The organism is Aeromonas sp. D3 (assembly GCF_027705025.1).
Taxonomy (GTDB): Bacteria; Pseudomonadota; Gammaproteobacteria; order Enterobacterales; family Aeromonadaceae; genus Aeromonas; species Aeromonas salmonicida.
This window is the reverse complement of record NZ_JAPDBE010000015.1, coordinates 44,687-69,935: the sequence shown is the minus strand read 5'-3', so window position 1 is coordinate 69,935 and position 25,249 is coordinate 44,687. Positions and strand designations below refer to the sequence as shown.

25 protein-coding genes and 1 tRNA gene are annotated in these 25,249 nt (G+C 57.5%); 8 read left to right on the top strand and 18 right to left on the bottom strand.

What is annotated here, in order from left to right; all coding sequences use genetic code 11:
* Positions 1–123 precede the first annotated feature (123 nt).
* Both OKC28_RS11020 and zntR read right to left on the bottom strand, forming a co-directional pair.
* The gene (locus OKC28_RS11020) at positions 124–663 is read right to left on the bottom strand and encodes a dihydrofolate reductase family protein (RefSeq protein ID WP_256687408.1); all 540 of its coding nucleotides are present in this window, start codon (positions 661–663) and stop codon (positions 124–126) included.
* 81 nt (positions 664–744) lie between these two features.
* Positions 745–1,185: a Zn(2+)-responsive transcriptional regulator gene (gene zntR / locus OKC28_RS11015; protein WP_059113499.1), complete on the bottom strand. Its 441-nt coding sequence runs from the start codon at positions 1,183–1,185 to the stop codon at positions 745–747.
* Positions 1,186–1,616: 431 nt separating this feature from the next.
* Between zntR and purH the strand changes: the two genes are divergently transcribed.
* From purH to OKC28_RS10980, 7 genes are all read left to right on the top strand, one after another.
* Entirely contained in the window at positions 1,617–3,209 is a 1,593-nt protein-coding gene (gene purH, locus OKC28_RS11010) for a bifunctional phosphoribosylaminoimidazolecarboxamide formyltransferase/IMP cyclohydrolase (RefSeq protein ID WP_021140079.1), read from the top strand.
* A 116-nt stretch (positions 3,210–3,325) separates the two neighbouring features.
* Positions 3,326–4,615, top strand: a complete 1,290-nt coding sequence (purD, locus tag OKC28_RS11005; RefSeq protein WP_256687404.1) for a phosphoribosylamine--glycine ligase — start codon at positions 3,326–3,328, stop codon at positions 4,613–4,615.
* Positions 4,616–4,914: 299 nt separating this feature from the next.
* Positions 4,915–5,289: a cytochrome b562 gene (locus OKC28_RS11000; protein ID WP_058395205.1), complete on the top strand. Its 375-nt coding sequence runs from the start codon at positions 4,915–4,917 to the stop codon at positions 5,287–5,289.
* Positions 5,270–5,821, top strand: a complete 552-nt coding sequence (locus tag OKC28_RS10995) for a cytochrome b/b6 domain-containing protein (protein ID WP_256687400.1) — start codon at positions 5,270–5,272, stop codon at positions 5,819–5,821. The genes OKC28_RS11000 and OKC28_RS10995 overlap by 20 nt, the downstream gene beginning before the upstream one ends.
* Before the next feature lie 345 nt (positions 5,822–6,166).
* Positions 6,167–8,431, top strand: coding sequence for an alpha amylase C-terminal domain-containing protein (locus OKC28_RS10990; RefSeq protein WP_256687398.1), 2,265 nt, complete (start codon positions 6,167–6,169; stop codon positions 8,429–8,431).
* Between the two features lie 190 nt (positions 8,432–8,621).
* Entirely contained in the window at positions 8,622–8,930 is a 309-nt protein-coding gene (locus OKC28_RS10985) for a tetratricopeptide repeat protein (RefSeq protein WP_256687396.1), read from the top strand.
* Between the two features lie 19 nt (positions 8,931–8,949).
* Positions 8,950–9,087: a hypothetical protein gene (locus tag OKC28_RS10980; protein WP_270689203.1), complete on the top strand. Its 138-nt coding sequence runs from the start codon at positions 8,950–8,952 to the stop codon at positions 9,085–9,087.
* Between the two features lie 54 nt (positions 9,088–9,141).
* On the opposite strand, the gene OKC28_RS10975 is transcribed toward OKC28_RS10980, so the two are convergent.
* The 5 genes from OKC28_RS10975 to rpsU all read right to left on the bottom strand — a co-directional run bounded on the left by OKC28_RS10975 (position 9,142) and on the right by rpsU (position 14,041).
* Positions 9,142–9,218: transfer RNA gene (locus tag OKC28_RS10975), tRNA-Ile, on the bottom strand.
* A gap of 193 nt (positions 9,219–9,411) precedes the next feature.
* The gene (gene rpoD / locus OKC28_RS10970) at positions 9,412–11,277 is read right to left on the bottom strand and encodes an RNA polymerase sigma factor RpoD (RefSeq protein WP_081100716.1); all 1,866 of its coding nucleotides are present in this window, start codon (positions 11,275–11,277) and stop codon (positions 9,412–9,414) included.
* A gap of 213 nt (positions 11,278–11,490) precedes the next feature.
* Positions 11,491–13,278: a DNA primase gene (gene dnaG / locus OKC28_RS10965; protein WP_256687385.1), complete on the bottom strand. Its 1,788-nt coding sequence runs from the start codon at positions 13,276–13,278 to the stop codon at positions 11,491–11,493.
* 88 nt (positions 13,279–13,366) lie between these two features.
* Entirely contained in the window at positions 13,367–13,810 is a 444-nt protein-coding gene (locus OKC28_RS10960; RefSeq protein ID WP_021139213.1) for a GatB/YqeY domain-containing protein, read from the bottom strand.
* Positions 13,811–13,825: 15 nt separating this feature from the next.
* A complete protein-coding gene (gene rpsU / locus OKC28_RS10955; protein ID WP_005309452.1) occupies positions 13,826–14,041 on the bottom strand; it encodes a 30S ribosomal protein S21 in 216 nt (71 codons plus the stop codon).
* A gap of 179 nt (positions 14,042–14,220) precedes the next feature.
* Between rpsU and tsaD the strand changes: the two genes are divergently transcribed.
* Positions 14,221–15,234, top strand: a complete 1,014-nt coding sequence (tsaD, locus tag OKC28_RS10950) for a tRNA (adenosine(37)-N6)-threonylcarbamoyltransferase complex transferase subunit TsaD (protein WP_033136007.1) — start codon at positions 14,221–14,223, stop codon at positions 15,232–15,234.
* An 85-nt stretch (positions 15,235–15,319) separates the two neighbouring features.
* On the opposite strand, the gene rpoS is transcribed toward tsaD, so the two are convergent.
* The 11 genes from rpoS to pyrG form a co-directional block, all read right to left on the bottom strand.
* On the bottom strand, positions 15,320–16,303 hold the full coding sequence (gene rpoS / locus OKC28_RS10945; protein WP_017411567.1) for an RNA polymerase sigma factor RpoS: 984 nt from the start codon (positions 16,301–16,303) through the stop codon (positions 15,320–15,322).
* A gap of 47 nt (positions 16,304–16,350) precedes the next feature.
* On the bottom strand, positions 16,351–17,397 hold the full coding sequence (locus tag OKC28_RS10940; protein WP_058395211.1) for a LysM peptidoglycan-binding domain-containing protein: 1,047 nt from the start codon (positions 17,395–17,397) through the stop codon (positions 16,351–16,353).
* A 9-nt stretch (positions 17,398–17,406) separates the two neighbouring features.
* Complete coding sequence (locus OKC28_RS10935; protein WP_256687378.1) at positions 17,407–17,988, bottom strand: YqaA family protein; 582 nt, start codon at positions 17,986–17,988, stop codon at positions 17,407–17,409.
* Complete coding sequence (locus tag OKC28_RS10930; RefSeq protein ID WP_005318888.1) at positions 17,985–18,602, bottom strand: protein-L-isoaspartate(D-aspartate) O-methyltransferase; 618 nt, start codon at positions 18,600–18,602, stop codon at positions 17,985–17,987. Before OKC28_RS10930 ends, OKC28_RS10935 begins: the two co-directional genes overlap by 4 nt.
* Positions 18,603–18,606: 4 nt before the next feature.
* The gene (gene surE / locus OKC28_RS10925) at positions 18,607–19,353 is read right to left on the bottom strand and encodes a 5'/3'-nucleotidase SurE (protein WP_021139209.1); all 747 of its coding nucleotides are present in this window, start codon (positions 19,351–19,353) and stop codon (positions 18,607–18,609) included.
* On the bottom strand, positions 19,334–20,392 hold the full coding sequence (gene truD, locus OKC28_RS10920; protein WP_256687375.1) for a tRNA pseudouridine(13) synthase TruD: 1,059 nt from the start codon (positions 20,390–20,392) through the stop codon (positions 19,334–19,336). The genes surE and truD overlap by 20 nt, the downstream gene beginning before the upstream one ends.
* Positions 20,392–20,868 (bottom strand): 2-C-methyl-D-erythritol 2,4-cyclodiphosphate synthase, encoded by a 477-nt coding sequence (gene ispF / locus OKC28_RS10915; RefSeq protein WP_219592971.1) that lies wholly within the window; start codon positions 20,866–20,868, stop codon positions 20,392–20,394. The genes truD and ispF overlap by 1 nt, the downstream gene beginning before the upstream one ends.
* 133 nt (positions 20,869–21,001) lie before the next feature.
* Positions 21,002–21,691, bottom strand: a complete 690-nt coding sequence (ispD, locus tag OKC28_RS10910) for a 2-C-methyl-D-erythritol 4-phosphate cytidylyltransferase (protein WP_059113507.1) — start codon at positions 21,689–21,691, stop codon at positions 21,002–21,004.
* Entirely contained in the window at positions 21,684–22,001 is a 318-nt protein-coding gene (ftsB, locus tag OKC28_RS10905; RefSeq protein WP_005318876.1) for a cell division protein FtsB, read from the bottom strand. Before ftsB ends, ispD begins: the two co-directional genes overlap by 8 nt.
* Before the next feature lie 179 nt (positions 22,002–22,180).
* Positions 22,181–23,482 (bottom strand): phosphopyruvate hydratase, encoded by a 1,302-nt coding sequence (gene eno / locus OKC28_RS10900; protein WP_005318874.1) that lies wholly within the window; start codon positions 23,480–23,482, stop codon positions 22,181–22,183.
* 89 nt (positions 23,483–23,571) lie between these two features.
* On the bottom strand, positions 23,572–25,209 hold the full coding sequence (gene pyrG / locus OKC28_RS10895; protein WP_005318871.1) for a glutamine hydrolyzing CTP synthase: 1,638 nt from the start codon (positions 25,207–25,209) through the stop codon (positions 23,572–23,574).
* Between the last annotated feature and the right edge of the window lie 40 nt (positions 25,210–25,249).

Below are 25,249 nucleotides of genomic sequence, written 5' to 3'. Positions count from 1 at the left end.
CTTCTCTTCTCTCTCGTTATTGGCTGGATTGCGGTTTTCTCTGCAGGCCCTGTGGCCCAGGTCAAAAACGCAGCGATTTTGTCACCAAATCGCCGCTGTCACAATGGCATCCTGGCAAACTGATCAGCCCCCTTGCTTGCGCTGGTAACTCACCTGAACTATCCCGCTTGGCAGCGTCTTCACCTGAGCTGGATGCCAGTGACTCACCGGGATATCAGTTCCGAACAGCGGAATGCCTTTGCCAAGCAGCACCGGGACGCTGGACAGCGTCAGCGTATCGACCAGGTCGGCCTGCAGAGCCTGACGCACCAGGTTGCCGCCATCCAGATAGACATGACGGGCCCCTTCATCCCACAGCGCGGCCAGTACCTGCCTCAGTTCACCACTGACAAATTGTTCCTGATAGCGAGGCTCGACGGGATTGTACGTCATCACCCTGACTCTCAGTCCGTCATAGGGCCAGACGCCGAACCCCATGATGGCATCATAGGTATTGCGCCCCATCAGCAGCGTATCGCAGTGCTCCATCAGCGCATTGAACCCGGTTTCATCGGGGGGATCGGAAGAATAAGGCGTCAACCAGTCGAGTGAGTGGGCCTCCCCCGCGATGAAGCCATCAAGGGAAAGCGCCAGGAAGACGGTGACTTCGGGTCTTGTCATCATGATGCTTGTCTCTGTGCGCAAACGGCTGATAGGGCGCTATCTGGATGCTCGCCACCAGCAACCGCTGTCGGGTCAATGGGTTTATTCATGAGCGTGGGCATGATGCTCATGCTGGGCGGGGGCGCCGGATTCGAGCACCTCCAAGATGGCACAGTGCTCCGCCGAGCGTGGACCGCCGCAGCAGATGTTGGAGAGCTCGCGCAGATTCTCGCGAAAGCGGGTCAGCTCCACGATTTTCTGCTCCACCTGGGCCAGCTTGGTGTCGGCCACCGCCTTCACCTCCTGACAGGTCACCTTGGCCTTGTGGGTGTCGAGATCGAGCAGCTCACCTATGTCGGCAAGGGAGAAGCCCACCGACTTGGCACGTATGATGAACTCGAGTCGCCGCCTGTCCTGCTCGCCGTAGAGGCGGTAGCCGGACTCGTTGCGGATCCCCGGCGAGATGAGGCCGTTCTTCTCGTAAAAGCGCAGGGTATCCGCCTTTACCCCGCACGCCTTGGCCAGTTCACCGATCCGATACATGCCCTGTCTCCCTTCTGGTTTGCCACTCGAAAAAACCGGAACCTACTATCGCCCCTTTGCCCCTTGATTGCCAGCCAAGGGCAGGAAAGGGGCAAGCAAAAGGTGAGTCCGCCGCTTTTTTTCATCAAAACACTGAAAAGACAAACGTTTCACAAAAAACAACCAGAAAACGTTTAACACCGCACCAGGCAAGGCTTTGTCACTTTAAAAAATCCACCACAGGTCACATTTTTTGTGTAGAATACGCGCCCACAAGAGAGCGTCGCGTCAAGCGGGCATTTCCTAAAACGCTTTTGCCAGAAACGGGTCTTTCAGGCGAGAGTGGTTTGCGAAATCCCCCACTTACATTTATTTGGGGACTCTCTGTGTTTGGTGCGACCCAGTGCGCTTGCCTGCCATAGAAGTTCCCGCATGCTGAGGACGATAGTGTGATGGAACAAGCTCGACCCATTCGCCGTGCACTGCTGAGTGTGTCTGACAAGACTGGCATCCTGGAATTTGCCAAGGCACTCAACGAACGTGGCGTGGCCCTGCTCTCCACTGGCGGCACCGCCAAGCTGCTCGGCGACGCGGGTCTGCCGGTGACCGAGGTCTCCGACTACACGGGTTTCCCTGAAATGATGGACGGTCGGGTCAAGACCCTGCATCCCAAGGTTCATGGCGGCATTCTCGGCCGTCGGGATCAGGATGACGCCATCATGGCCCAGCACAATATCTCCCCCATCGACATGGTTGTCGTCAACCTCTACCCCTTTGCCGCTACCGTGGCCAAAGCCGGTTGTACCCTGGCCGATGCAGTCGAGAACATCGACATCGGCGGCCCGACCATGGTGCGCTCCGCCGCCAAGAACCACAAAGACGTGGCAATCGTGGTCAAGGCAGCCGACTACGCACGCGTGATCGCCGAGATGGATGCCAACGGCAACAGCCTCAAACTGGCTACCCGTTTTGACCTTGCCATCGCCGCCTTCGAGCACACTGCCGCCTACGACGGCATGATCGCCAACTACTTCGGTACCATGGTGCCGAGCTATGGTGACAACAAGGAGGGCGATGCCGAGTCCCGCTTCCCGCGCACCTTCAACAGCCAGTTCATCAAGAAGCAGGACATGCGCTACGGCGAGAACAGCCATCAGGCTGCCGCCTTCTATGCCGAGGAGCATGCCACCCCGGGTTCTGTCGCAAGCAGCCAACAGCTGCAGGGCAAGGCGCTCTCCTACAACAACATCGCCGATACCGACGCGGCGCTGGAGTGCGTGAAAGAGTTCAGTGAGCCCGCCTGCGTCATCGTCAAGCACGCCAACCCCTGTGGCGTGGCCATCGGCGATGACCTGCTGACTGCCTACGATCGCGCCTACCAGACCGACCCCACTTCCGCCTTTGGCGGCATCATCGCCTTCAACCGCGAACTGGACGGGGCCACCGCAGCCGCCATAGTCGCGCGCCAGTTCGTGGAAGTGATCATTGCCCCGAGCGTGAGCCAGGAGGCTCGCGATGTAGTCGCCGCCAAGCAGAACGTTCGTCTGCTCGAGTGCGGCCAGTGGACTGCACCGGCTCAGGGGTTTGACCTCAAACGGGTCAACGGCGGCCTGCTGGTGCAAGAGCGGGATCTCGGCATGGTGACCCAGGGCGACCTGAAAGTGGTCAGCAAGCGCCAGCCAACCGAAGCCGAACTGAAAGATCTGCTGTTTTGCTGGAAAGTGGCCAAGTTCGTCAAATCCAACGCCATCGTCTACGCCAAAGAGGGTCAGACCATAGGCGTCGGCGCCGGCCAGATGAGCCGGGTCTACTCCGCCAAGATCGCCGGCATCAAAGCCGAGGATGAAGGGCTGACGGTGGCAGGCTCCGTCATGGCCTCCGATGCCTTCTTCCCGTTCCGCGATGGCATAGATGCCGCCGCGGCCGCCGGTATCGCCTGCGTCATCCAGCCAGGCGGCTCGATGCGCGATCAGGAAGTGATCGATGCAGCCGACGAACACGGCATGACAATGGTGTTCACCAACATGCGCCATTTCCGTCACTGATGAGTCAGGGTCGCCCTGGCGACCCTTTTGTTGTCTCTTTTCAACTGACTATTTTCAACCGGCGACGCGCCATCTGCGGGCCGAGCCGGTTACCACAAATAGAAGCGAGCGATACGATGAAAGTACTGATCATTGGCAACGGCGGTCGTGAACACGCCCTGGCCTGGAAGGCCAAACACTCTCCACTGGTGCACCACGTCTTCGTGGCGCCGGGCAATGCGGGCACCCAGCTGGAGCCTGGCGTCGAGAACGTCGCCATCGAGGCGACCGATATCGAGGGGCTGCTGGCCTTTGCCAAAGAGAAACAGGTCGGTCTCACCATAGTCGGGCCTGAAGCCCCGCTGGTGAAGGGGGTGGTCGACGCCTTCCGCGCCGCCGGTCAGCCCATCTTCGGCCCAACCGCCGCCGCCGCCCAGCTGGAAGGCTCCAAGGCCTTCACCAAGGATTTCCTGGCCCGTCACGCCATTCCGACCGCCGACTACCAGAACTTCACCGAGGTGGAGCCTGCGCTCGCCTATCTGCGTGAGAAGGGTGCTCCCATCGTCATCAAGGCCGATGGTCTGGCGGCAGGTAAAGGCGTGATCGTCGCCATGACCCTGCAAGAAGCGGAAGACGCCGTGCGTGACATGCTCTCCGGCAATGCATTCGGCGATGCCGGTGCCCGTGTGGTGATCGAAGAGTTTCTGGACGGGGAAGAAGCGAGCTTCATCGTCATGGTGGATGGCGAGCATGTGCTGCCCATGGCCACCAGTCAGGATCACAAGCGGGTCGGCGATGGCGACACAGGTCCCAACACCGGCGGCATGGGCGCATACTCCCCCGCACCCGTGGTCACCGATGCGGTGCACAAGAAGGTGATGGAGCAGGTGATCATGCCAACCGTGCGTGGCATGGCGGCCGAAGGCAATGTCTACACCGGCTTCCTCTACGCCGGCCTGATGATCGATGACCAGGGCAACCCCAAGGTGATCGAGTTCAATTGCCGCTTCGGCGACCCCGAGACCCAGCCCATCATGCTGCGGATGCAGTCCGATCTGGTGGAACTCTGCCTGGCCGCCTGCGAAGGCAAGCTGGATCAGAAAGAGGCCATCTATGATCCTCGCGCCGCCATCGGTGTTGTGCTGGCAGCGGGTGGTTATCCTGGCGACTACAGCAGCAATCACCCCATCAGCGGCTTGCCGGTGGATGAAGTGGCCGGTGAGAAGGTGTTCCATGCCGGGACCCGACTGGAAGGGGATACCAGCCTGACCCAGGGTGGCCGTGTGCTGTGCGCCACCGCACTGGGCTACACGGTTGCCGAGGCGCAGCAACGCGCCTATCAGCTGGCTGGTCGCATCAAGTGGAATGGCATCTTCTACCGCAAGGACATCGGCTGGCGTGCCATAGAGCGCGAGCAGGAGCAGTAATTCCCGCCTTCGCCACCACCATGATCATCAGGGCCTGCGGGCCCTTTTTTCTGCCCGGCACAGCCCGACTACCAGCAACGGGATTGTGATGTCGCTATTCCTCCCCTCGCCAACGTCCATCGTCTGACAAACCAGGTGCCATTCGGCGTGCTACATGTGATCAGCACAATGGACACACTTGGTCACAATTGGTCGTACTTTCTTCATACAATTGCCCAATCTTCATGGCATCATGTTAAATTAACCGCACTCAAAAGAGTGCCATAAGAAACCGCAATGTCGTCCAATAAGGAAATTCCATGTTGAAAACTGTTCGCCCCCTGTTGCTGCCCCTGATGTTTGGCCTAATGACCCTGCCTGCCATGGCGGGTGATCTGGAACAGCCGATGAAGAAGATCGGCTTCAACTACAAGCAGGCTGTCAAAGCTGACGATGCAGCCACCATGGAGAAGCACATCAACGAGATGAAGGCTCAGCTCGACGTCGCCAAGCAGAAGAACATGCCCACCGCCAAGAAAGAGAAGTTCCTGGAAGGCATGAACGAGGTGCAGACCGAGCTGGATGCCAGCCTGGCCGCCCTCAAGGCAGGTGACGAGGCCAAGGCGCGCGAGCACCTGGCCAAGGTCAATGACCTGAAGAAGGAGTACCACAAATATGCCAAGCAAAAAGGCTGATCCCTTTCACTGGGATAGTCTGGTCCGCCTCACCCATTGGGGTGTGGCGGCTGCCTGTATCGGCAATCTCTGGCTCAACGAAGCCGGGGAGGAGTGGCATGAATGGCTGGGGTACGCAGCCATGGCACTGATTGTCCTGCGCCTGCTGTGGGGGCTCTCTTTCGCCAAAGACCATGCCCGGTTGCGAACCCTGATCCCGAGCCGGGAAGATTTTCGCCAGCAGGCCGTGGAGCTGCGAGAACGAGCTCCGGCCGCCCCCGGTCATCATGGCAGCGGCAAACTGGCGGTATGGGCGCTCTGGCTGACCGTACTGGCCACCGCTGGTAGCGGCTGGTTCCAGAACACGGAGACGGGGTTTGAGCTGGGTGCCGATGACTGGCACGTCTGGTGCACCTGGGCGTTGCAGGGGCTGATTGCTCTGCACCTGACGGCCCTGGCGTTCACCTCCTGGCGTCAGCGCAGCAATCTGGTAGCTCGCATGTTGCCGATGCGCCAGCGTACCGCAACAGTCCGGCAAGAGCCGCACTCTTGAGCCAGACGGGCATCCTCCCCGGGTGCCCGTATCCCGACACAATTTAGATGCAGCCATGCTGCATCGGCAAACCCGCACCTGCTACCCAGTCATCCTTTCCCTGCTTAACGTCAGCGTCTATACCGGATGACTCCGGCGCTGGAAAGCCCCATACCTTGTCATCGATAACCGTTCAAACAGCGCATGAAAGCATTTTCATTCACAATTATTAACTAAATAAAATTGTTTGATTTTCAACCATATCGATTTCATTGATGCTACTGAGCCGAACGAGGATTGTTCGTTGTCCGTTCGACATTCAGACAGTGATACATCAATAACAGCAAAATCGAAGGGAAAATCGTCATGCACAACACACTGTTTCGAACTGCCATGCTCACTGCGGTGCTGAGCTCATTCAGCCACACTGCCACCGCCGAAGGCGTCATGGTTCACCTGTTCCAATGGAAGTTCAACGACATCGCCAACGAGTGCGAGAATGTCCTCGGCCCCAAGGGATTCGGAAGCGTTCAGATCACGCCGCCTGCCGAGCACAAGCAAGGAAGCCAGGTCTGGTGGACCGTCTATCAACCTGTCAGCTTCAAAAATTTCAATAGCCATGGCGGCAACGAGGCGGAGCTCAAGAGCATGATCGCCCGATGTAACGCCGCCGGGGTCAAGATCTACGCCGATGCCGTCTTCAACCAGCTGGCATCGGGCACGGGAACCGCCACCGGCGGCGGCAGCTACAACTCGGGGCAATATCAGTATCCCCAGTTCGGCTACAACGACTTCCACCATAGCGGTGACATCACCAACTACGGCGACAGCAACAACGTCTGGAATGGCGCGCTTTACGGGATGCCGGACCTGAAAACCGAGTCGCCCTATGTGCAGGATCAGATTGCCACCTATATGAAGACCCTGCTCGGTTGGGGAGTTGCGGGTTTTCGGGTTGACGCGGCCAAACACATGGCCCCTGCCGATGTGAAGGCCATCCTCGTCAAGGCAGGCTCCCCAAAAGCCTATCTGGAAGTGATCGGTGCAGGTGGTGAATCCGCCGAGATCCAGCCCAATCGCTACACCCATATCGACACAGTCACCGAGTTCAAGTACGGCACCGATCTCGCTGCCAACTTCAACGGCAAGATCAAGAATCTTAAGACCCTGGGAGAGAGCTGGGGCCTGCTCCCTTCCGACAAGTCCTTCATCTTCGTGGTCAACCACGACCGCGAGCGCGGTCACGGTGGCGGCGGCATGCTCACTTTTATGAACGGTGCCCGCTATGAGCTGGCCAACGTCTTCATGATGGCCTGGCCCTATGGCTGGAAGCAGGTAATGTCGGGATATCGCTTCGAGAACATGGGTACCTACGAAACCGACAAGGGCGCCCCCGGCAGCACACCTTGCTCCGATACCCAGTGGAACTGTGAACAACGCCGTCCACAGATCATGAACATGGCCATGTTCCACAACCAGACCAAGGATCTGCCGGTCAACAACTGGTGGGATAACGGCAACAATCAGATTGCCTTCGGTCGGGGTGACAAAGGTTTCGTCGCCATCAACAACGAAAGCGGCAACCTGGTGGCCTCAGTCCAGACCGGACTGCCCGCTGGCGAGTACTGCAACATCCTGAGTGGCAATGATTACTGCAGCGGCGCCTACATCAAGGTCGACGGCAGCGGCAAGGCCAGCCTGAATCTCGTCGGCATGAAGGCCGCCGCCATCCTGGCCGGCTGTACCAAGGCAGCCCCTTGCGGTGGCGTCATTCCGGGTAACCGATTCAGCAGCCTGAACCTGCGCGGTACCCATAATACCTGGGGCAACACGGCGATGCAGGTGGATGCCAACCGCATCTGGTCGGCCATCGTCAACTTCACCGGCGCCGGTGACACCAGCGGTGCCCAGCGCTTCAAGTTCGATGTATTTGGCAACTGGACCGAGAACTACGGTGACAACGAAGGGGACGGCATTGCCGACAAAGGCAGCAGCAGGGATATCTACTTCAATGGTGCAGGCCAGTATCGCATCGCCCTCAAGGAGAGCGATCTCAGCTACACGGTCACAGCGTTGAACAATAACCAGGCACCAGTTGCGGTCATCTCGCCCAAAAACCCCAGCGTCAAGCTGGGTGAGAGCCTGGTGTTTGACGCCTCAGGTTCCGCCGATGATGCCGGTGTTGCGAGTTACAGCTGGTCCACCGGTGGCAGCGGCAAGACAGAGACTGTCCAGTTCGATACCCTGGGTTCCCGCACAGTGACAGTCACTGTCACCGATACAGAAGGGCTGACAGCCAGTGTCAGCGCGACCGTGAACGTGACCGACGGCAGTGGCGCCTACACCAGCGAGCTGCCGACCCTGCACTTTCGTGGTACCCCGAACGGCTGGGGTGTTCTTGCCATGACCCTGGTCGCCGACAATCAGTGGGAAGCACGAGTCACCTTCGATGGCCAGACCAACCAGCGCTTCAAGTTCGATATAAAGGGTGACTGGAGCCAGAACTACGGGGATACCAACAAGGATGGCGTCGCCGAGCTGACCGGTGCCGACATCACTACCCCGGTGGTGGGAGCCTATGTGGTCCGCTTCAACGATCAAACCCTGACCTACAGCCTGAACGCCCAGTAAACCCCAAGGGGTTGCGACGCTTTCAGGTTGCTACCAACCAGCAGGGCCTCCTTCCCATCCGGGCAGGAGGTCCTGTTCATGTGGGGCCATCTCAACTGCCCCTTGCCCCCACACGATAGCGCGCCCTCTGTCATTTCCCGGTCGCCGACTCGCAGGCATACTGAGTCGACATTCCCATGCAGGAGCACATATGGAACAGCTACAAAATCTGAAAGCCGAGGGACGGATCGAAGAGGCTCGTCAACACGGCCTGCTTCAGCTCGCAGAGCGTCCGCAAGACGCCAAGCTGCATTATGAAGTGGCTGGCTTGCACGATAACCTGGGGCGAGAGGCACAAGCGATCCCCCTCTATCAGCGGGCCATCGCACTGGGATTAACGGGTGATGCGCTGCGCGGAGCCTGGCTCGGCCTTGGCAGCTCCTTATCGCACCACAAGGCAGTACCTGGAGGCGCTGGCGGCCTTAGAGCAGGGTCTGGTCTGCTTCCCGAATGCCAATGAGTTGAAGGTATTTCGTGCCATGGTTTGCTACAACATGGGGCGCCACAAGGAGGGAATGGAGAGCCTGCTGGCGGTGCTGGCAGAGACGACAACCGCTCCCGATCTGATCCCTTATCGACGCGCCATGGCGCTCTACGCCACTGTTCTGGATCGGTGATGGTAAGCGCCAGAAACGACAACGCCGCTCATGATGAGCGGCGTTGTCTGGATTTGGTGGCCCCTGCCCGACTTGAACGGGCGACCAATCGATTATGAGTCGACTGCTCTAACCAACTGAGCTAAGGGGCCAGAATGTTGGTTTGCGGCGTGGATTATAGGGGATGTCTGCTAGTCAGTCCATAGGCAGATCAATCACTTGGCGACATTTTGTCCACTCGGCTATCAATATGTCTGTTCCCCCGGTCTCTTCGTCAAACCCGCATAAAACAAAGCCCCGCATGGCGGGGCTTTTGAGACGGCAACTCGGGCAGATACCTAGGGACTATTCGTCCAGGAAGCTGCGCAGCACTTCCGAGCGGCTCGGATGACGCAGTTTGCGCAGCGCCTTGGCTTCGATCTGGCGAATACGCTCGCGGGTAACGTCGAACTGTTTGCCCACTTCCTCAAGGGTGTGGTCAGTGTTCATGTCGATCCCGAAACGCATCCGCAGTACCTTGGCTTCACGAGCGGTCAGACCGGCCAGCACTTCGCGGGTAGCGTTGCGCAAACTCTCGCTGGTCGCAGCGTCAGCTGGCAAAGCAAGCGTATTATCTTCGATGAAGTCGCCCAGGTGGGAATCTTCATCATCACCAATGGGCGTCTCCATGGAGATGGGCTCTTTGGCAATTTTCAGTACCTTGCGGATCTTGTCTTCCGGCATGCCCATGCGCATGGCCAGCTCTTCCGGGTTCGGTTCACGACCCATCTCCTGCAGCATCTGACGGGAGATACGGTTGAGCTTGTTGATGGTCTCGATCATGTGCACCGGAATACGGATAGTACGGGCCTGATCCGCGATGGAGCGGGTAATGGCCTGACGGATCCACCAGGTGGCATAGGTCGAGAACTTGTAGCCGCGACGGTATTCAAACTTGTCTACCGCTTTCATCAAACCTATGTTGCCTTCCTGGATCAGATCCAGGAACTGCAGACCGCGGTTGGTGTACTTCTTGGCGATAGAGATAACCAGACGCAAGTTGGCCTCAACCATCTCTTTCTTCGCACGGCGGGCCTTGGCCTCACCAATGCTCATGCGACGGTTGATGTCTTTGATCTGGGCGATGGACAGCCCCGTCTCTTCTTCAATCTGCTGCAGTTTGCCGATGGAGCGCAGTACTTCTTCGTCCATCTCAAGCAGACGTGGAGACCAAGCCTTGCCAGCCTGTTTCTGGTATTCAAACCAGGCAGTTTCACACTCGTTGTTGGTGAAGGCCGCAACGAAGGTTTTCTTCGGCATTTTGGCCTGCTCAACGCAGAGTTTCATGATGATGCGTTCCTGCACGCGGACACGCTCCATCATTTCGCGCATGTTGTTGACCAGGCGATCGAACTGCTTGGGCATCAGGCGGAATTGACGGAACACATCGGCCAGCTGGGCAATCGCAGCCTGGGTATCTTCGTGAGCACGGCCATTCTTCTGAATGGAGAGACGAGTTACCTCATACTGGGCACGCAGATCACCAAACTTCTCGCGAGCAACTTCCGGATCAGGACCACCGTCACCTTCGTCATCCGAGCTGTCACCATCGTCGTCTTCATCTTCGTCTTCGTCTTCGTCTTCGTCGGCCAGATCATCTTCGCCGAGCTCGGAACCGATATGGGTAGCAGTCGGTGCTACATCATCGGCCTCGTTGGGATCGATAAAACCTGAGATGATGTCGGACAGACGCAGCTGTTCGGCTTCGTATTTATCATACTGCTCGAGCAGATAGGTAATCGCTTCCGGGTACTCTGCAACGGAGCTTTGTACCTGGTTGATACCGTCTTCGATCCGCTTGGCGATGTCGATTTCGCCTTCGCGGGTCAGCAGTTCGACGGTACCCATTTCCCGCATGTACATGCGGACGGGATCGGTCGTACGACCAATCTCAGATTCAACAGATGCCAGTGCCTGGGCCGCTGCTTCGGCAGCGTCCTCATCGGCGGTACCACCTTCAGCCATGATAAGGTCATCGGCATCCGGGGCGTTTTCAACCACCTGAATACCCATGTCGTTGATCATCTGGATGATGTCTTCGATCTGGTCAGAGTCGACAATGTCTTGCGGGAGGTGATCGTTCACCTCGGCATAGGTCAGGTAGCCCTGTTCTTTACCTTTGGCAACGAGGAGTTTAAGCTGAGACTGCGGGGTTTGCTCCATAGAACTCATCCGGTTGGTGATGCTAGGTTGCGCGTACAGTGCGCTGCTGCGCAAATAGCCAATTCTAATAGAAAACCGCCAGACATGCTATGTCTGGTTGCGGCGTCGGTCGTGAGAAACCCCTGCCCGCAGTATTGTCGGGGCCAGGCGGTCATAAAGTGTTTGCTTTTAATCCCGTCGATTCGGGCAACGCTATTTATATTGGGACTAATCACTCAATTATCAAGCCCCACTCTCATTTCTTTTCTCAGTCTGTACTTCTCTAATCAACATCATCAGCTCCTGTGTTTCCTCAGAGCTTAGCCCTTCCTGAGCCACTTTGGCCTGCAATTCTTCAATTCGTTGCTTCAGAAACTGGTTGATAAAGCCGACGAAGGTATCCTGCAATTCTCCCAGAATATCCGGATCCTGGTCGAGCTTTACCTCTTCAAACAAGTCGTGCATTGCCAGCTGGGCCAGGATCTCGCCTTCTTTGGTGCCACGCCAGTGTTCCAGCAAGATACCGGTAGTAATGCCGGATTGCGCCAGGATCTGCTGATGCAGCTGTAGCAGAAACTTGATGCCTTGTACCCGCAATCCAGCCAGCTCAGGCATGGCTGGCAGTTCGGCGGTGACCGACGGATACTGCACCATCAGCGCCAGTGCTCGGCGCAATGGTGTCAGCTTGGCCGCTTTGGGTTTGGTGAGTTCTGCCTTCGGTTGGCTATTGCGGGCGAACAATTCGGCAATACGCTGTTTATTCTCCCCCCAGCGCATCATGCTGGAGAGGCGGGTGATCAACCCTTCGCGGGTAAATCCTTCCGGTACGCGGCGAATAAGCTCGGCTACCTTGTTGGCCACCTCGAACTTGCCCGCCTCACCGGAGAGGGCCGCATCCCGCCCCAGACGCTCGAACATGAAGTCGGCGAAGGGTTGAGCTTGATCCAGCAAGGCCTCAAAACCTTCCTTGCCAATCTGACGCACCAGCGAATCCGGATCTTCTCCATCGGGCAGGAACACGAACTTGAGTTCACGTCCATCCTGCAGATGGGACAGTGCATTATCCAGCGCTCGCCAGGCCGCTTCACGACCGGCATTGTCACCGTCGTAGCAGCAAACCACCTCTGCCGTGGTGCGAAACAGGGTGTGAATATGGTCAGTGGTGGTAGCAGTACCCAGTGCAGCCACCGCATAATCGATGTCGTATTGACCGAGCGCCACCACATCCATGTAGCCTTCGACTACCAGGATCCTGCGAGGATCCTTGTGTGCCTGCTTTACCTCGTAGAGGCCGAACAGCTCTCGCCCCTTGTGGAAGATCGGGGTTTCCGGCGAGTTGAGGTACTTGGGCGTACCGTCGCCCAGCACCCGGCCACCAAAACCTATGACTCGACCGCGCTTGTCCCGGATCGGGAACATGATGCGATCGCGGAAACGATCATAGCTGCCGGCACCGCTGTCACGAGTGATCAACATGCCACCCGAGATGAGCAACTGCTCGTGATCGCGGCTGGCGCCAAAACGGCGTCTCACCTGATCCCAATCTGCTGGGGCATAACCAATATTGAAACGCTTGACCACTTCCCCGGTCAGCCCGCGCCCCTTCAAGTATTCCACCGCCTGGGGGGCACTCTTCAGGTTGCTTTCATAGAAGCGGGCGATCTGGCTCATCAGCTCATAGAGATCCTTGCTGACGGCGGGTTGGGAACTGGCGGAGCCACCCATGCTCTGCTCGCGAGGTACCTGCATGCCCTGCATGCTGGCGAGCTCTTCGATGGCATCGGGAAATTCGAGACCGTCGTACTCCATGACAAAACCGATGGCATTGCCGTGGGCACCACAACCGAAACAGTGATAGAACTGTTTTTCCTGGCTGACGGTAAAAGAAGGGCTTTTTTCGTTATGAAAAGGGCAGCAAGCCTGGTAGTTCTTACCGGCTTTTTTCAGCCGCACTCGCGAGTCGATCAGCTCGACTATGTCTGTGCGTACGAGCAGATCATCGATAAAGGATTGTGGGATCCTGCCTGCCATAACCGTCCTGTTTCACTGCGTAGAAAATAAAAAAGCCGCGCATTCCCAGGGAAGCACGGCTTCTTCGACCAAACAAGAGAGTTGCCTGTTACGCCAAGCGGGTTTTCACCTGAGCACTGACGGCGCCGACATCGGCACGCCCCTGAATTTTCGGCTTCAAGACAGCCATGACCTTGCCCATATCAGCCATGACGGCAGCACCACTTTCAGTGATGGCTTGCTCAATCAGTGCGGCAATTTCGTCTGCGGTCAGCTGTTGTGGCAGGAATTCCTGCAGCACAACGATCTCGGCGGACTCTTTGTCGGCGAGATCCTGGCGACCGGCAGCTTCAAATTGGCTGATGGAATCGCGGCGCTGTTTGACCATTTTGGTCACGACAGCGAGGATATCCTCATCATTGAGCTCGATACGGGAATCAACTTCACGTTGCTTGATTTCTGCCATCAACAAGCGGATCGCCCCCAAGCGAGCCTTATCTCTGGCAAGCATGGCAAGTTTTTGTTGATCCTTGAGTTGATCCTTCAGAGACACGGCATTATCTCCCGATTAGTACAGGCGGATACGACGTGCGTTTTCGCGAGACAGCTTCTTGGCGTGACGCTTTACAGCAGACGCTTTGGCGCGCTTACGAATGGTAGTCGGCTTCTCGTAGAACTCACGGCTACGAACTTCAGACAGGATACCGGCCTTTTCGCAAGAACGCTTGAAGCGACGCAGAGCAACGTCAAACGGCTCATTTTCACGGACTTTGATTACTGGCATGTGCCTTTCACCTCAGTGATATATTGTTCGCTGACCATCAGTCGATCAGCATGTCTTAAAATGGTGCGAAATTATACTCTGGACAGGGAATGAAAGTAAACCCGCAGAGATCGCTCTGGTTTAAAAAACCCGCGAAGGTTACCATAGCCGTCTCATTTTAGCAGTGAAATTTTTTAGCAATGCGTGTATTGGGCATAGAGACATCCTGTGACGAAACCGGGATCGCGATCTTCGACGATCAAAAAGGGATCCTTTCCCATCAGTTGTACAGCCAGGTCAAGCTGCATGCGGACTACGGTGGCGTTGTCCCCGAGCTCGCCAGCCGGGATCACGTTCGCAAGACGATCCCCTTGATCCAGGCCGCATTGCAAGAGGCGGGACTGGGGAAAGATGACATCGACGGCATCGCCTATACAGCGGGGCCGGGTCTGGTTGGCGCCATTCTGGTGGGGGCCACCATAGGCCGCTCGCTGGCCATGGCGTGGAACAAACCGGCCATCGCCGTACATCATATGGAAGGCCACCTGCTGGCCCCCATGCTGGAAGAGAGAGCCCCCGAGTTCCCCTTCGTGGCGCTGCTGGTCTCCGGTGGTCACTCTATGCTGGTGCGGGTCGATGGTATCGGCAGCTATCAGCTGTTGGGTGAATCCATCGACGATGCGGCTGGCGAAGCCTTTGACAAGACGGCAAAGCTGATGGGACTGGACTACCCGGGTGGCCCACTGCTTTCCAGGCTGGCAGAAAAGGGCACAACCGGACGTTTCCACTTCCCCCGTCCCATGACTGACCGCCCGGGGCTCGACATGAGCTTTTCCGGTCTCAAGACCTTTGCCGCCAACACCATAGCTGCTAACGGTGATGATGAGCAGACCCGTGCCGATATCGCCCGTGCGTTTGAAGATGCGGTGGTCGATACCTTGGCTATCAAGTGCCGCCGCGCGCTGAAAGAGACCGGCCTAAAACGGCTGGTGGTGGCCGGTGGCGTCAGTGCCAACCGTCACCTGCGTGCCCAGCTGGCCGAGCTGATGGAGAGCCTCAAGGGTGAGGTGTTCTATCCGCGCACCGAATATTGCACCGATAACGGCGCCATGATCGCCTATGCTGGCATGCAGCGCCTGAAGGCAGGTGTATTCGAGCCGCTGGCGGTCAAAGCAGTGCCACGCTGGCCACTGGACACTCTGGATCCCGTGTGATCCTGCGGATCCAGTTGCAATAGAAGAAGGGGCCCACGGCCCCTTCTTCATTTCTATCAGCAGTATCAGACTGCCTTGGTACTAACTAATTGGTACGAAACAGCGCCTCAATGGAGAGCCCCTGCCCCAGCAGGATCTCCCGCAGGCGACGTAGTCCTTCCACCTGGATCTGGCGTACCCGCTCCCGGGTCAAGCCTATCTCGGATCCTACATCTTCCAGCGTGGCCGGTTCATAACCGAGCAGACCGAAACGACGTGCCAGTACTTCGCGCTGCTTGGGATTAAGCTCTTCCAGCCAGTGCACTATGCTGGCACGCATGTCGTCATCCTGCGACTCCAGCTCGGGCCCCATGCCACGTTCATCAGAGAGCACATCCAGCAGCGCCTTGTCACGATCGCCACCGATGGGGGTATCCACCGAGGTGATCTTCTCGTTGAGCTTGAGCATACGATTTACGTCGTCTACCGAGCGATCCAGTGCAAAGGCGATGTCCTCTGCAGTCGGTTCATGATCGAGACGATGGGAGAGTTCACGAGCAGTACGCAGATAAACGTTCAGCTCTTTGACCACATGAATAGGCAGACGGATGGTGCGGGTCTGGTTCATGATGGCCCGCTCTATGGTCTGGCGGATCCACCAGGTGGCATAGGTGGAAAAACGAAAGCCGCGTTCCGGGTCGAACTTCTCTACCGCGCGGATGAGGCCAAGGTTGCCCTCTTCGATGAGATCCAGCAGCACCAGGCCGCGGTTGTTGTAGCGACGGGCGATCTTGACCACCAATCGCAGGTTGGACTCAATCATGCGCTTGCGAGCGGCTTTGTCGCCTCGCAACGCACGACGAGCGTAATAGACTTCTTCTTCGGCGGTGAGCAAGGGGGAGAAGCCAATCTCCCCCAAATAGAGCTGGGTAGCATCCATCACCTTGTTGACTTCCGGAGCCATCAGTTCATCGGAAATAGTCTCTTCAACTTCAGCGGCTACTTCCTGAACCTCTTCTTCCTCACGGGTCTCCAGCTCTTCGTCGAACTCTAACTCGGCATCCTGCATAACCAGTTGTTCTTGGCTCATGGTGTGTCTCCCTGACCTGAACCAGAGTAAGACTTAACTCTCTGGGGTTAACGCTTTGGCAAATAGCTCATCGGGTTTATCGACTTGCCTCGATACCGGATTTCAAAGTGCAAACGCACATCCGGCGCGTCCGTGCTACCCATGTTGGCAATGACCGCTCCGCCTTTGACGCTATCCCCTTCCTTCACTCGCAACTCGTCGTTGTGAGCATAAGCCGAGAGGTAGTCATCATCATGCTTGAGGATGATCAGCTTGCCATAACCCCTTAGTGCGCTACCCGCATAGACGACTTTTCCGCCACTCGCTGCGTAGACGGGTTGCCCCTTCTGGCCAGCGATATCTATGCCTTTGTTTCCCTGTTCTGCAACGGAGAAACCCTCAACTATCCGGCCTTGCGTCGGCCAGTGCCAAGAAAGTCTCGACTGAGGTTTATTGTTGTTTTTTTGTTCTCTTATCTGAGCGTATTCTTTTGAAGATGGCTGAGCAATCGTTTTCTGTTTGATAAATGGTGTGGTCGTACCTGATGGTGCCATTGCCAGCGGTTTGGGGCCGCTACTTTGCGGTGTGACAGGACGCGTCACGGCAACCATCTGGCCACCGCCCATAGCGGCAGACTGCACGTTCAGCACCTGACCAACATGGAGCCCATAGGGTGCCTGCAGGTTGTTGCGCTGTGCAAGTGTTTGATTCGACATGCCAAACTGACGGCCAATACTGCTTAACGTGTCGCCACGACGCACCTGATAGGTGCTGGCGCTGCGATTGGCAGTCAGGGTATTGCTACCGGATGCATCGAGCCTGAGTTGCTGTCCCGGGTAGATGTTATAGGGAGGGCTGATACCGTTGAGGCTGGCCAGTGATGGCACATCGTTACCCGAATTGAAGGCGATGGAGTAGAGGGTATCCCCTTTTTTCACCGTGTAGCTGTTGCCCTGAATAGCAGGTTGGGCCGCCCCATGACGAGCCGGTATGGTGGAAACAAGGCGATCATTGCCCAATCCCTGTACCGGAGCAGCAGTCTTGCTGGAAGAGCAAGCGAGCAGCAGCCATGACAACACGACGATACTGCTTCCTTGCCAGACACGCGAACGCATAGTGGATCCTTAACGACTAAACCAGAAATAGGCCGCAACGGCCAAACCAATACAGAGCCAGCCCAGCACATCCACATAGTGCATCAGCTTGCGCTCCATTTTCTCACCGCCCCAGCGCATCAGGCCTGCCACCAGGAAGAAGCGCATGCCACGGCCGATCAACGAGGTCACAATGAAGGGCAACAGTGCCATATGCAGCAAGCCCGCCGTGACGGTAAACACCTTGTAGGGGATTGGCGTGAAGCTGGCAATAAAAATCACCCAGATGCCCCACTGCTCGAACCACTGCTGTGCCAGGGCAATCTTGCCTTCATACCCCACAGAGACCACCAACGGCTGCACCAGCGGCTCCCACAGGGCATAGCCGAGCGCATAGCCGAACACGGCCCCCAATACGGAGAAGATCGTCGCCAGGGTAGCGTAGTCCCACGCCTTGTGCGGCTTGGCCAGCGCCATGGGCGCCAGCATGACGTCAACCGGGATAGGCCAGAACACCGACTCGATGAAAGCAGTGATCGCCAGATAATAAGGGGCATACCTGTGACGAGCCCACTGCATCACCAGCACATACAGACGAGAAAACAGCTTCACTCAACATCTCCATCAATTAGGGGAACAAAGCGCACAGGCTCCAGGATCCGGCTGGTCAGCTGGGAACCAGCCCGTTCGATTAGCTGCAAAGTCTGATGACTATCACCCACCGGCAGTACCAGACGGCCACCATCGGCCAGTTGATCGGTGAGAGCAGTAGGCACCTCACTGGCCGCTGCCGTCACCAGGATTGCATCGAACGGCCCTTTATTGGGCCACCCCAGCCAGCCGTTGCCGTGCTTGGCCGAGACGTTGTGCAGATCAAGCTGGCGCAGTCGGCGCCGGGCCTGGAACTGCAGCGACTTGATCCGCTCCACCGTATAGACGTGCTCCACCAGATGTGCCAGCACGGCGGTCTGGTAACCGGAACCAGTACCAATCTCCAGCACGTGGGCCGGATCATTCTGGATCAGCAGCTCGGTCATCCGCGCCACCATGTAAGGCTGGGAGATGGTCTGACCATTACCGATGGGCAACGCCGTGTTATCCCATGCCTTGTGGGCCATGGCTTCATCCACAAACAGCTGACGCGGCACTTTCGCAATCGCCGCGAGTACGCGGAAATCACGAATGTCCTGTGCGATCAGCTGGTTCAACAGGCGCTGTACTATCACACCTTCATCCCTGCAGGTCTAACCAAGCCCCCAGACCCGCCAGACTGCTGTATGCAGTCATATCGATGGTCAGGGGGGTGATCGAGACATAGCCCTGCTCGATGGCGGCGAAATCCGTGCCTTCTCCCGCATCTTGCTGGTTGCCGGGGGGACCAATCCAGTAGATCGGCTGACCACGGGGATCCTCGGTACAGATCACCGACTCCGCCCGATGTCGATTGCCAAGGCGTGTCACCTTGATCCCCTTTACCTGATCAAGGGGCAGGTCGGGCACGTTCACATTGAGGATCTGATCGGCAGGCAGCGGATGCACCATCACCCCCCTCACCAGTTGAGCTGCATAATGGGCCGCCGTGGCGAAGTGGGTCCGTCCTACCAGTGAGATAGCAAGGGAGGGGAAACCGAGATGGCGTCCTTCGGTCGCCGCCGCGACCGTGCCTGAGTAGATGACATCATCTCCCAGGTTGGCGCCATGATTGATGCCTGCAACGACCATGTCCGGCTCGGGGCGCACCAGTTCGTTGACCGCCAGATGCACACAGTCGGTCGGGGTGCCCTTCACCGCATAGTAACCGTTTTCGCTGATACGGGAGACCCGCAGCGGTACTTCCAGCGTCAGGGAGTGACTCGCGCCGCTGCGATTGCGATCCGGCGCAACTACTGTGACCTCGCCACACGCCCTCAGTGCATCGCTGAGCGCGCGAATACCCTCGGCATGCACACCATCGTCATTACTGACCAGAATTCGCATCGGACTGATTCCTGAAACCATGATCGGCCTCTTCGGCCTGCATTAATTCACGTACCACGCTGGTCGCAAAGGCGCCGGCCGGCAAGAAGAAGGACAAGGTCAACACCTCGCCGTCCAGCTGCCAGCTCATCTGCTCCGGCTTGAGCAGCAGCGGGCGGCGATCCTGATCCAGTCCTGCTTTTTCCAGCCCATCACACCACTCGGCATAAGGAGCCAGCACCGCCTGCTCAAACTCGGCGGCAGCGCCCTGGCTTGCCAGGCGGCCGCGTCCCCACTGGGGGGCGGTCAGCTGCACGTCACCGGAAGCCAGCCGTGCCGCCAGCTCAGGGGTCAGCATCTCTTCACTGAAGATGGAATGGCTGCCTTTTAGCATCACGCAGTCGCCAGCCAGCAGCTGATGGGCCAACCCCTGCTCGATACGGGCACTGACGATGGCATTGAACAGCATGCTGCGGGCGGCGGAGAGATAGAGAGAGCGCTTGTTGCGATCCTTGATCCGCTTGCCGGCAAACATCGCCTTGGCCGCTTCCAGGTTGTTGCCACCCCGGCCGAAACGCTGCTCGCCATAGTAATTGGGCACCCCTTGAGTGGCGATGGCTTGCAGGCGGGCCTCCAGCCCGTCGGCCTGCGCCAGACCGGTGAGGCGCAAGGTGAAATGGTTGCCCTTGAGGTAGCCAACCCGCAATTTGCGGTTGTGACGCCTGGCTTGCAAAATCTGGATGCTGTCGCTCTCGACCACCGACAAGTCCGGCTCGGTTTTGCCCGGCAAGTGGATGCCGAACCACTGCTCGGTCACAGCGTGGCGATCTTTGAGGCCAGCCCACGTCACCGCATTGCGGTTAACCCCGGCTGCATCGGCCAGCAGGCCCGCAACCCAGGCAGTGTTCTCGCCGGTTTTGCGAACCCGGACGAAGATGTGCTCACCTTCACCACAAGGCTCGAAGCCCAGATCTTCAACCACCACAAAATCGCTGGCCTCGGCCTTGAGAATGCCCTTGGCGGCAGGCACACCATGCAAATAACTGAGCTGTTCCAACATTATTGTTTCACCAGTAAGACGACGGCTTCGGTGGCGATCCCTTCCTTGCGCCCCGTAAAGCCGAGTTGTTCTGTGGTAGTCGCCTTGACATTCACTCGGTTCAAATCACATTGCAGGTCGGCGGCCAGTACGGCGCACATGGCGTCGATATGGGGCGCCATCTTGGGGGCCTGGGCTATGATGGTCACATCCAGATTGCCGATGGCATAGCCCGCGGTTTTTACCCGGACAAAAACGTCTCGCAGCAGGATACGACTGTCGATCCCCTTGAATTGCGCAGCGGTATCGGGAAAGTGGCGGCCTATGTCACCGGCGCCGATGGCGCCCAGCAAGGCATCGCTCACAGCGTGCAGCACCACATCACCGTCGGAGTGAGCAAGCAGTCCTTGCTCGTACGGAACCGCAACCCCGCCCAGCATGCAAGGCCCAACTCCACCAAACTTGTGTACATCAAAACCATGACCAATTCGCATCATGCTTGGCGTCCTCTCAACATACAGGGACCTACCTCGTCAATTTTGTGCACGTCAAAACCACGTCCAATCCGGATCATGCCTGCTCCTTTAAGTCACTTTCATCGCCAGTGGACACATCCGTCGCAAAAACGGCTTATCTCTGCTGGCTTAAAAACAGCCCAGCCAGAGAGAGATCCTCAGGCCGGGTTACCTTGATATTGTCAGCACGTCCTTCCACCATCCGCACCGTGAAACCGGCACGCTCCATGGCAGAGGCCTCGTCAGTGATGGTGGCCCCCAGTGCCAGTCCCTCCTCCAGCGCTCGCTTCAGGGTGCGAGCGGGGAACATCTGCGGCGTCAGCGCATGCCAGAGCTGCTCGCGATCGACGGTACCAATGATGTTGCCTGCAGCATCAGAGCGCTTCATGGTATCGCGCACCCGGCTGCCGAGAATGGCGCCCCCACACTGGATGGCGGCGGCGATCAGGGCATCGAGATCGCCATGGGTCAGACAGGGACGGGCGGCATCGTGAACCAACACCCAGTCACTGTCGGCCGCATGTAACGCATTGAGAACGGAAAAGGCGCGCTCGGCGCCCCCCTCTACCCGCAGGATACGCGAGTCGGCCGCCACTGGCAGGGTTTCAAACCCGCGATCATGAGGCGCCAGCGCCACTATCACCTGCGCTATCGCCGGGTGAGAGAGCAGCCGCTCCAGGGTATGTTCGAGAATGGTCTTGCCCGCCAGGTGCAGGTACTGCTTGGGACAATCGGCCCCCATCCGGCTGCCGATGCCAGCGGCCGGGACGATAGCGATCACGCCAGTGATTTTCGCATCAGTCATCGTAGGGCTCATCGTCCGGCGCCGTCTCCTGATCTTTATCCTTGGGGATAATCCGGTAGAAGGTCTCGCCCTGCTTGATGTAGCCAAGATCGTTGCGCGACAACTCCTCGATGGCCTCAAGGCCCGAGGTTAAATCATCAATCTCGCGATAAATCAGGTTATTACGATCCTTGAGTACCAGATTATCCTGCTGCTGCCGGGAGATGGCATCAGACAATTCGTGATAATCGGACAGGCCATTCTTCCCCAGCCAGAGATCGTATTGAAGCCCTCCCAACAGGAAGAGCAGGATAAGAGTGAGTAGCCGCATGCACTGAGTCTCCTTCAAGCGGCCTAGTTTCCCATATTCGCAGGCAAGACAAAAGGAAGCCTGTGCCCCGTATGGGTTGGGCCGGAATAAAAAATGCAGAAACCGCAAGCGGCTGAGCCAGATACGAAAAAGCCCCGCCAGATTGGCGGGGCTTTGAGCAGATTAAGGGCGGGCTGGAATTAAGCCTGGCCTTTCACTTCTTTCAGACCGTTGAAAGGAGCTTTGGCACCCAGAGCTTCTTCGATACGGATCAGCTGGTTGTACTTGGCAACACGGTCAGAACGGCTCATGGAACCGGTCTTGATCTGGCCAGCAGCGGTACCCACAGCCAGGTCGGCGATGGTCGCGTCTTCGGTCTCACCGGAACGGTGGGAGATGACGGCAGTGTAACCAGCGTCTTTGGCCATCTTGATGGCAGCCAGAGTTTCGGTCAGGGAACCGATCTGGTTGAACTTGATCAGGATGGAGTTGGCGATGCCGTTGTCGATGCCGCGCTTCAGGATCTTGGTGTTGGTTACGAACAGGTCGTCACCCACGATCTGGATCTTTTTGCCCAGCTCTTTGGTCTGGTAAGCGAAACCGTCCCAGTCAGATTCGTCCAGGCCATCTTCGATGGAGACGATCGGGAACTTGGTGGTCAGGTCAGCCAGGTAGTCAGAGAACTCGTTGGAGGTGAAGATACGACCTTCGCCTTTCAGGTTGTACTCTTTCTTCTCGGCGTCGTAGAACTCGGAAGCAGCGCAGTCCATGGCCAGGGTGATATCTTTACCCAGGACATAGCCAGCAGCAGCAACGGCTTCTGCGATCACTTCCAGCGCTTCGGCGTTGGATTTCAGGTTGGGAGCGAAACCACCTTCGTCACCCACTGCAGTGTTGTAGCCCTTGGACTTCAGCACTTTGGCCAGGTTGTGGAACACTTCAGCACCCATGCGAACGGCTTCTTTCAGGGTCTTGGCGCCAACCGGCTGGATCATGAACTCCTGGATGTCGACGTTGTTGTCGGCGTGCTCACCACCATTGATGATGTTCATCATCGGCAGCGGCATGGAGTAAACACCCGCAGTGCCGTTCAGTTCGGCGATGTGAGCATACAGCGGCATGCCTTTGGCAGCAGCAGCGGCCTTGGCGTTGGCCAGGGAAACAGCCAGGATGGCGTTAGCGCCAAACTTGGATTTGTTCTCGGTGCCGTCGAGGTCGATCATGATCTGGTCGATAGCAGCCTGGTCCTTGGCATCTTTACCCAGCAGAGCTTGAGCGATCGGGCCGTTTACGGCTTCGAGGGCTTTCAGCACGCCTTTACCCAGGAAACGGCTCTTGTCGCCGTCACGCAGTTCCAGCGCTTCGCGGGAACCAGTGGACGCGCCAGACGGAGCAGCTGCCATACCAACAAAACCACCTTCCAGGTGAACTTCGGCCTCAACGGTCGGGTTACCACGGGAGTCGATGATTTCACGACCGATCACTTTAACGATCTTGGACATGTGTATTTCCTCAGGTTTCGTAAAAAAACAACAAAAATATGCCAAAAAAAGCGGCTGTGGCACAGAGCCTCAACCGCATTTATTTTCAATTACTTCAGATTACGCTTCTGATACTCGCCTGCCGCCTTCACAAAACCGGCAAACAGGGCGTGGCCATCACGGGGAGTTGAGGTGAACTCCGGGTGGAACTGCGCCGCCACAAACCAGGGGTGATCCGGGATCTCGATAATTTCCACCAGTTTCTTGTCGGCGGAGAGACCGGTCACTTTCAGACCTGCCGCTTCAATCTGCGGCAGCAGCTTGTTGTTCACTTCGTAACGGTGACGGTGGCGCTCGTAAATGGTCGGGCTGCCGTACATCTGACGCACCTTGGAATCCTCGACCAAGTGGCAGAGCTGGGAGCCCAGACGCATGGTGCCACCCAGATCGGACTTCTCGGTACGGGTCTCGACGTTGCCTTCGTCATCCACCCACTCAGTGATGAGACCGACAACCGGATAGGCGCAATCTTTCTTGAATTCAGAGGAGTGAGCACCTGTCATGCCAGCGACGTTGCGCGCGAATTCGATCATAGCAACCTGCATGCCGAGACAGATACCCAGGTAAGGGATCTTGTTCTCACGGGCATACTGGGCAGCCAGGATCTTGCCTTCCACACCACGCTCACCGAAACCACCCGGAACCAAGATCGCATCTAGGCCTTCCAGCAGCTCGAAGCCGCGGGTCTCGATGTCTTGAGAGTCGATGTACTTGATGGTGACGGAGAGACGGGTCTTCAGGCCACCGTGCTTGAGCGCCTCGTTGACAGACTTGTAAGCATCCGGCAGAGAAACATACTTGCCGACCATGCCGATGGTCACTTCCGCAGTCGAGTTGGCCTCTTCGAAGACAACCTGTTCCCACTCGGACAAGTCGGCTTCCTTGCACTCCAGACCGAAACGCTCGGTGAAGTAGGAGTCCAGATTCTGGGACTTGAGCAGTGCCGGGATCTTGTAGATGGAGTCGACGTCTTTCATGGAGATGACGGCGCGCTCCGGCACGTTGCAGAACAGACCGATCTTGGCACGCTCGTTGGCCGGAATGGTGCGATCGGAACGGCAGATCAGTACATCCGGCTGAATACCGATGGAGAGCAACTCTTTCACGGAGTGCTGGGTCGGCTTGGTCTTCAGTTCACCGGCAGCCGCCAGGTAAGGAACCAGAGTCAGGTGCATGAACATGGCGCTGTTGCGGCCCACTTCAGCCGCCAGCTGACGAATGGCTTCGAGGAACGGCAGGGACTCGATGTCACCCACGGTACCGCCCACTTCGACGATGGCAACCTGATGGCCTTCGGCACCGGCAATCACCCGCTCCTTGATGGCGTTGGTGATGTGCGGGATAACCTGAATAGTGGCGCCCAGATAGTCGCCACGGCGCTCTTTGCGCAGCACGTCAGCGTAGATGCGGCCAGTGGTAAAGTTGTTGCGGCGAGTCATCTTGGTGCGGATGAAACGCTCGTAGTGGCCCAGATCCAGATCGGTCTCGGCCCCGTCCTCGGTTACGAACACTTCACCGTGCTGGGTCGGGCTCATTGTGCCCGGATCCACGTTGATATAGGGGTCCAGTTTCATGATGGTCACATCCAGACCACGGGCTTCCAGAATGGCTGCCAGAGAAGCTGCGGCAATGCCTTTGCCGAGGGATGAAACAACGCCACCAGTTACAAAAATATATTTTGTCGTCATGCTGAACCTGAAAGAAGTTTAGGGAATTTTAAGGGGTGCT

Bases quoted from the DNA above. Each gene is read 5' to 3' on its own strand.
- OKC28_RS11020 (WP_256687408.1), bottom strand. From the start codon at position 663: ATGATGACAAGACCCGAAGTCACCGTCTTCCTGGCGCTTTCCCTTGAT.
- zntR (WP_059113499.1), bottom strand. From the start codon at position 1,185: ATGTATCGGATCGGTGAACTGGCCAAGGCGTGCGGGGTAAAGGCGGAT.
- purH (WP_021140079.1), top strand. From the start codon at position 1,617: ATGGAACAAGCTCGACCCATTCGCCGTGCACTGCTGAGTGTGTCTGAC.
- purD (WP_256687404.1), top strand. From the start codon at position 3,326: ATGAAAGTACTGATCATTGGCAACGGCGGTCGTGAACACGCCCTGGCC.
- OKC28_RS11000 (WP_058395205.1), top strand. From the start codon at position 4,915: ATGTTGAAAACTGTTCGCCCCCTGTTGCTGCCCCTGATGTTTGGCCTA.
- OKC28_RS10995 (WP_256687400.1), top strand. From the start codon at position 5,270: ATGCCAAGCAAAAAGGCTGATCCCTTTCACTGGGATAGTCTGGTCCGC.
- OKC28_RS10990 (WP_256687398.1), top strand. From the start codon at position 6,167: ATGCACAACACACTGTTTCGAACTGCCATGCTCACTGCGGTGCTGAGC.
- OKC28_RS10985 (WP_256687396.1), top strand. From the start codon at position 8,622: ATGGAACAGCTACAAAATCTGAAAGCCGAGGGACGGATCGAAGAGGCT.
- OKC28_RS10980 (WP_270689203.1), top strand. From the start codon at position 8,950: ATGGTTTGCTACAACATGGGGCGCCACAAGGAGGGAATGGAGAGCCTG.
- rpoD (WP_081100716.1), bottom strand. From the start codon at position 11,277: ATGAGTTCTATGGAGCAAACCCCGCAGTCTCAGCTTAAACTCCTCGTT.
- dnaG (WP_256687385.1), bottom strand. From the start codon at position 13,278: ATGGCAGGCAGGATCCCACAATCCTTTATCGATGATCTGCTCGTACGC.
- rpsU (WP_005309452.1), bottom strand. From the start codon at position 14,041: ATGCCAGTAATCAAAGTCCGTGAAAATGAGCCGTTTGACGTTGCTCTG.
- tsaD (WP_033136007.1), top strand. From the start codon at position 14,221: ATGCGTGTATTGGGCATAGAGACATCCTGTGACGAAACCGGGATCGCG.
- rpoS (WP_017411567.1), bottom strand. From the start codon at position 16,303: ATGAGCCAAGAACAACTGGTTATGCAGGATGCCGAGTTAGAGTTCGAC.
- OKC28_RS10940 (WP_058395211.1), bottom strand. From the start codon at position 17,397: ATGCGTTCGCGTGTCTGGCAAGGAAGCAGTATCGTCGTGTTGTCATGG.
- surE (WP_021139209.1), bottom strand. From the start codon at position 19,353: ATGCGAATTCTGGTCAGTAATGACGATGGTGTGCATGCCGAGGGTATT.
- truD (WP_256687375.1), bottom strand. From the start codon at position 20,392: ATGTTGGAACAGCTCAGTTATTTGCATGGTGTGCCTGCCGCCAAGGGC.
- ispF (WP_219592971.1), bottom strand. From the start codon at position 20,868: ATGATGCGAATTGGTCATGGTTTTGATGTACACAAGTTTGGTGGAGTT.
- ispD (WP_059113507.1), bottom strand. From the start codon at position 21,691: ATGACTGATGCGAAAATCACTGGCGTGATCGCTATCGTCCCGGCCGCT.
- ftsB (WP_005318876.1), bottom strand. From the start codon at position 22,001: ATGCGGCTACTCACTCTTATCCTGCTCTTCCTGTTGGGAGGGCTTCAA.
- eno (WP_005318874.1), bottom strand. From the start codon at position 23,482: ATGTCCAAGATCGTTAAAGTGATCGGTCGTGAAATCATCGACTCCCGT.
- pyrG (WP_005318871.1), bottom strand. From the start codon at position 25,209: ATGACGACAAAATATATTTTTGTAACTGGTGGCGTTGTTTCATCCCTC.